The organism is Bartonella sp. AC158YNML (assembly GCF_042196725.1).
Lineage (GTDB): Bacteria > Pseudomonadota > Alphaproteobacteria > Rhizobiales > Rhizobiaceae > Bartonella.
Genome location: NZ_JBHIQU010000027.1, coordinates 2,501 through 8,189, shown reverse-complemented (window position 1 = coordinate 8,189; position 5,689 = coordinate 2,501). Strand labels below are relative to the sequence as shown.

The 5,689-nt window shown below is 44.5% G+C and carries 3 tRNA genes and 2 rRNA genes (1 of these 5 only partly in view); all 5 read right to left on the bottom strand.

What is annotated here, in order from left to right:
* Positions 1-1,608 precede the first annotated feature (1,608 nt).
* A tRNA-Met gene (locus ACFIM1_RS08645) sits at positions 1,609-1,685 on the bottom strand.
* A 107-nt stretch (positions 1,686-1,792) separates the two neighbouring features.
* A 5S ribosomal RNA gene (rrf, locus tag ACFIM1_RS08640) occupies positions 1,793-1,907 on the bottom strand.
* 68 nt (positions 1,908-1,975) lie between these two features.
* Positions 1,976-4,786, bottom strand: a 23S ribosomal RNA gene (locus ACFIM1_RS08635).
* Between the two features lie 461 nt (positions 4,787-5,247).
* Positions 5,248-5,323: transfer RNA gene (locus ACFIM1_RS08630), tRNA-Ala, on the bottom strand.
* Positions 5,324-5,630: 307 nt separating this feature from the next.
* Positions 5,631-5,689: transfer RNA gene (locus ACFIM1_RS08625), tRNA-Ile, on the bottom strand (it continues 18 nt past the right edge of the window).

The following is a 5,689-nucleotide window of genomic DNA, read 5'->3' as shown; positions in this document are numbered from 1 at the left end:
CTCTTAGAGCAATAAGCTCTTTCCATAAAAGATTTTGCATAAGCTAATACACGACCTTTAAAGTAATTTTCACAAAAGTGTATTTAAGGTAGGGTAAGAAATCATCTGATTTGTACCTCATTGTACTGAGGCTAGAGATACTAGCTTTGGACAGTGTAAAATAAGAAGCACTTGAGATACAAGAACGCCCTTATTTTTTCTAGTAGACATATAATTTTGTGCTCTGAAGATTATCCAATCTTCTCTTTAAGACTTAAGAGCCCCCTCCCCTCGGTATAGCCTTCTCTATAGCTTATAAAACCCAATATTCCTATAACGGGATAAAATTTAGTGATCACGTACTCTATGGCCTTCCCCTTGCCACTGCCAGTTTCCGTTCAAACATCAAGACCAATGGCTGCAAAAGCAAAAAGCTTCCCCTTTTTTTCTCACGGCATACTTTCTCCCTCATTACGCTGGTTTCTAAAAAAGATCGCAAAAATCATTAATTCTTTAAAGAACATGTCACCCTAGAAACGGTAAATGGGGCTAGAGCAGATGTCCAAGAGATAATGTGAGATGTCTCTTTCAAAACAGATAGTACATTGCGCCAAGGATAGGGATATGTAACTTTTAGAGTTTTTTCTCTTAAGGTTGCTTTATGTATGTTAGGATAGTGTAAAAAGCTGTTATTTCTCTATCTAAGCCGTAAAGCACTGCCCCTACAGATCATAGGCATAGGCTCAGTACCCCAAAAGCTTTCCCCAAAAGCTTTCTAAGTAAAAATCCGCCTGAGTAGTTAGGGATATAGATAGTTTGGAGGTCAAGGAATTATGTGCAGTTTTTTGTTACAAAAAGTTAGCAGATTATTTTGAGGATGAAGATATACAGGCACACATAGGACAAAGGGAGGGATATCGTAAAAGAGAGAGAAGCTGAGCTTAGATTTAGTTTTTGAGGAGTGTTTCTGTGTGTGAATTACATACACCTCTACGCTCTTTTTTCTAGTTGTTTCAGAGGGCATAATGTTTAGCGGAGTGTCCCCTATTTCTGCATTGCGTTTTTTTACGCAGGGCAGAGTTGCGAGTGCTCCTATATCTCCTCAGCATAACTCTACGGGTATTTACGCGCTCGTACGTTTTTTCCTTTTTCCATAGCGTTTTCGACTATGTCTCTGTTACGTGAGAAGAGTTTCGAGTGATTAGCATTTCACTCCATGCGTTTAGACGCTACGACACGTTTCCTCCTGCTTTTATTTTCAGAGCTTGATGCTATTTTTGTTTTCCAGTATTAAGAAGAGCTTTTAGATTTATCGTTTTAGAGAGAAGAAAGCATTCTCTGCCTATCTCTGCTTCATTAGTAGCATACCCCTTATGAGTCCTGAAGAGTAAAATGAGATGTTTTTTTTGATACAAGGTCTCGTTTATCTATGATATTTCATTGACGCCTTTAGAATGTTTGCAATGTAAAGAGACAATAGTATGGATTTTTTTAATTTTATAAGTTTTTTTAATTAGGCTTATTGAGCAGATTATTCTCTGCGTTTGGCATATTTCTGTTTAGATTGAGAAGAGTCAAGTTACTATTACGGCAATGCTAGGGAATATTATAGGGTTAACTATTAAGAAGTGGTTGCGGGGGCAGGATTTGAACCTGCGGCCTTCAGGTTATGAGCCTGACGAGCTACCGGGCTGCTCCACCCCGCGCTATATATTTTAAGACAAGATTTTTTTATTGTCTACTCTCAGTATTGAGCCTTGATATTTATCGTTATATTTTTATTTTGAATTGTTATCTATCATGCCTTTAGCAGACCTGGCGGCGACTTACTCTCCCGTGCCTTAAGGCAAAGTACCATCAGCGCTGGAGCGTTTCACGGCCGAGTTCGGGATGGGATCGGGTGCGTTCACTCCGCCATAACCACCAAGTCAGCAAAAAGCATGAATGATGAGAAGCTGGAATTTTTATATTTTAAGAAAGAATATGGGAAATGAGAACGATCAAGTCGATCGAACGATTAGTATCAGTAAGCTTCATGTGTTACCACACTTCCACACCTGACCTATCAACGTGGTGGTCTACCACGGTTCTCAGGGAATACTTGTTTTCAGGTGAGTTTCCCGCTTAGATGCCTTCAGCGGTTATCTCGTCCGTATATAGCTACCCTGCTATGCGGCTGGCGCCACAACAGGTCCACCAGAGATACGTCCATCCCGGTCCTCTCGTACTAGGGACAGGTCCTGTCAATATTCCAACACCCACGGCAGATAGGGACCGAACTGTCTCACGACGTTCTGAACCCAACTCACGTACCGCTTTAAATGGCGAACAGCCATACCCTTGGGACCTGCTCCAGCCCCAGGATGCGATGAGTCGACATCGAGGTGCCAAACAACCCCGTCGATATGGACTCTTGGGGGTCATCAGCCTGTTATCCCCGGCGTACCTTTTATCCGTTGAGCGATGGCCCTTCCACACGGGACCACCGGATCACTATGACCGTCTTTCGACTCTGCTCGACTTGTCAGTCTCACAGTCAGGCAGGCTTATGCCATTGCACTCAACAAACGATTTCCGACCGTTTTGAGCCTACCATCGCGCGCCTCCGTTACTCTTTAGGAGGCGACCGCCCCAGTCAAACTACCCACCATACACGGTCCCGAATCCGGATAACGGACTGCGGTTAGACATCCATATCGGTAAGGGTGGTATTTCAAGGATGACTCCACAAAGGCTAGCGCCCCTGCTTCAAAGTCTACCACCTATCCTACACATACAGACACAAATGCCAGTGTAAAGCTATAGTAAAGGTGCACGGGGTCTTTCCGTCTAACCGCAGGAACCCCGCATCTTCACGGGGAATTCAATTTCACTGAGTCTACGTTGGAGACAGCGGGGAAGTCGTTACGCCATTCGTGCAGGTCGGAACTTACCCGACAAGGAATTTCGCTACCTTAGGACCGTTATAGTTACGGCCGCCGTTTACTGGGGCTTCAATTCAATGCTTGCACATCTCCTCTTAACCTTCCAGCACCGGGCAGGCGTCAGACCCTATACGTCGTCTTGCGACTTCGCAGAGCCCTGTGTTTTTGGTAAACAGTCGCTACCCCCTGGTTTGTGCCACCCTCTAACGGTTGCCCGCTAAAGGGTCACGCTTCTTCCGAAGTTACGCGTGCAATTTGCCGAGTTCCTTCAACGTAGTTCTCTCAAGCGCCTTAGTATTCTCTACCAGTCCACCTGTGTCGGTTTGGGGTACGGTCTATATGTGGGAGCTATTTCCTGGAACTGCTTCACTGCAAGATCAATCCAATAAGATCTTACAATATACGCAATCCGTCACTACCCACAGGTCCACGAATATTAACGTGGTTCCCATCGACTACGCCTTTCGGCCTCGCCTTAGGGGCCGACTCACCCTGCTCAGATTAACTTTAAGCAGGAACCCTTGGACTTTCGGCGAGGGAGTCTCTCACTCCCTTTATCGTTACTCATGTCAGCATTCTCACTTCCGATACCTCCAGGAGCTCTCACGAGTCTCCCTTCACAGGCTTACGGAACGCTCCGCTACCACTTACTCCAAAAGGAGTAAATCCACAGCTTCGGTGTATGGCTTTAGCCCCGTTACATTTTCGGCGCAGGGACCCTTATTTAGACCAGTGAGCTGTTACGCTTTCTTTAAATGGTGGCTGCTTCTAAGCCAACATCCTGGTTGTTTTGGGATCCTCACATCCTTTCCCACTTAGCCATAACTTGGGGACCTTAGATGGTGGTCAGGGTTGTTTCCCTCTCCACGACGGACGTTAGCACCCGCCGTGTGTCTGCTAGTTAGTTCTTCCAGGTATTCGGAGTTTGGTTAGGTTTGGTAATCCGGTGAGGACCCCTAGCCCATCCAGTGCTCTACCCCCTGGAGAATTCGACTAACGCTCTACCTAAATAGATTTCGCGGAGAACCAGCTATTTCCGAGTTTGATTGGCCTTTCACCCCTAGCCACAAGTCATCCCAATCTATTGCAACAGATACGGGTTCGGCCCTTCAGTAAGTGTTACCTTACCTTCAGCCTGCTCATGGCTAGATCACTCGGTTTCGGGTCTAATCCAACGAACTGAACGCCCTATTCAGACTCGCTTTCGCTACGCCTACACCTACCGGCTTAAGCTTGCTCGTTAGACTAAGTCGCTGACCCATTATACAAAAGGTACGCCGTCACCCAGAACGAATCTTGGGCTCCGACTGTTTGTAGGCATTCGGTTTCAGGTACTATTTCACTCCCCTTGTCGGGGTACTTTTCACCTTTCCCTCACGGTACTGGTGCGCTATCGGTCATGCACGAGTACTTAGGCTTGGATCGTGGTCGACCCACGTTCAGACAGGATTTCACGTGTCCCGCCCTACTCTAGGACTTAAATCAGATTTACGTATACGGGACTATCACCCTCTTTGGTACGACTTTCCAGTCGTTTCTACTTTTCTTAATTCAAGCCACTGGCCTGGTCCGCGTTCGCTCGCCACTACTAACGGAGTCTCGTTTGATGTCCTTTCCTACAGGTACTTAGATGTTTCAGTTCCCTGCGTTTGCTTCTTACACCCTATTTTATTCAGGTGTAGATACCTTTATCTGACGACTAGAAAACTAAACTGTTTTAAAAAACAGCTTAATTTTTCTAGCCATCAAAGGTGGGTTGCCCCATTCGGAAATCTACGGATCAAAGGGTATTCGCACCTCCCCGTAGCTTATCGCAGCGTATCACGTCCTTCATCGCCTGTGCATGCCAAGGCATCCACCAAATGCCCTTAAGACACTTGATCGTTCTCATTGCCAATATTCATTCACGGTTTGTCTGCTTCTCTTTATCTTGTGCAAAATAAAGCGCAAAACAAACCAAATATCAGCAGAAAAGACCAGCTTCTCGAGATATATTCAATGGCGCGGTTAAGCTTCCAATCATAAGCAAGGGTTTTGAGCATTCCCTTGCGACACATGTCTCTTTTTCTAAATTAAGATTTCCTTCTAAATTAAGATTTCCTCTTCGGAAGAAAGGTTTTTCTTTCAAGATCTTTTTTAAAATCTGTTTTCCAAAACCTTTTTTCGACAACAAGCATTTTCCCAAGAAAGTATTTTTCTTAACAAAAAACTTGCACCTCAGAAGGAACCTTAAAAAGGAACATGTCTGAATATATCTTCTCTTCACAATTTCAATAGAACAAGCAAAAGGCTAAAAACCTCTTACTAAACCGTGTTCTTACAACATGATGATGACCGATTAAAGTGGTGGAGCCGGACGGGATCGAACCGACGACCCCCTGCTTGCAAAGCAGGTGCTCTCCCAGCTGAGCTACGGCCCCTAAAACAATATAACGCCTTCGAAACGCTTAAAATTCAAGATCACTTAAAATTGCTATTTTCTCAAAATTGCTACGCTTTATTGCCTTTTCTCGAAACATTTTTTTACCTTATATCTCAAGATCACTTAAATTTACCTTAAGACCACTGCAATTTTGGATATTAAAACCAAAGAAAGCACTTTTCTTTGTACCAATAAAACTTTTATGCACCGGTAATATTCCTATAAACTGATAAGGTTCTTATAAATTAATAAAGAAAGCTTCCTCTGAGCACGTTTCACAAGCGCTTATAGATTGATAGAGTAATTGGTGGGCCTGGGAGGACTTGAACCTCCGACCTCACGCTTATCAAGCGCGCGCTCTAAC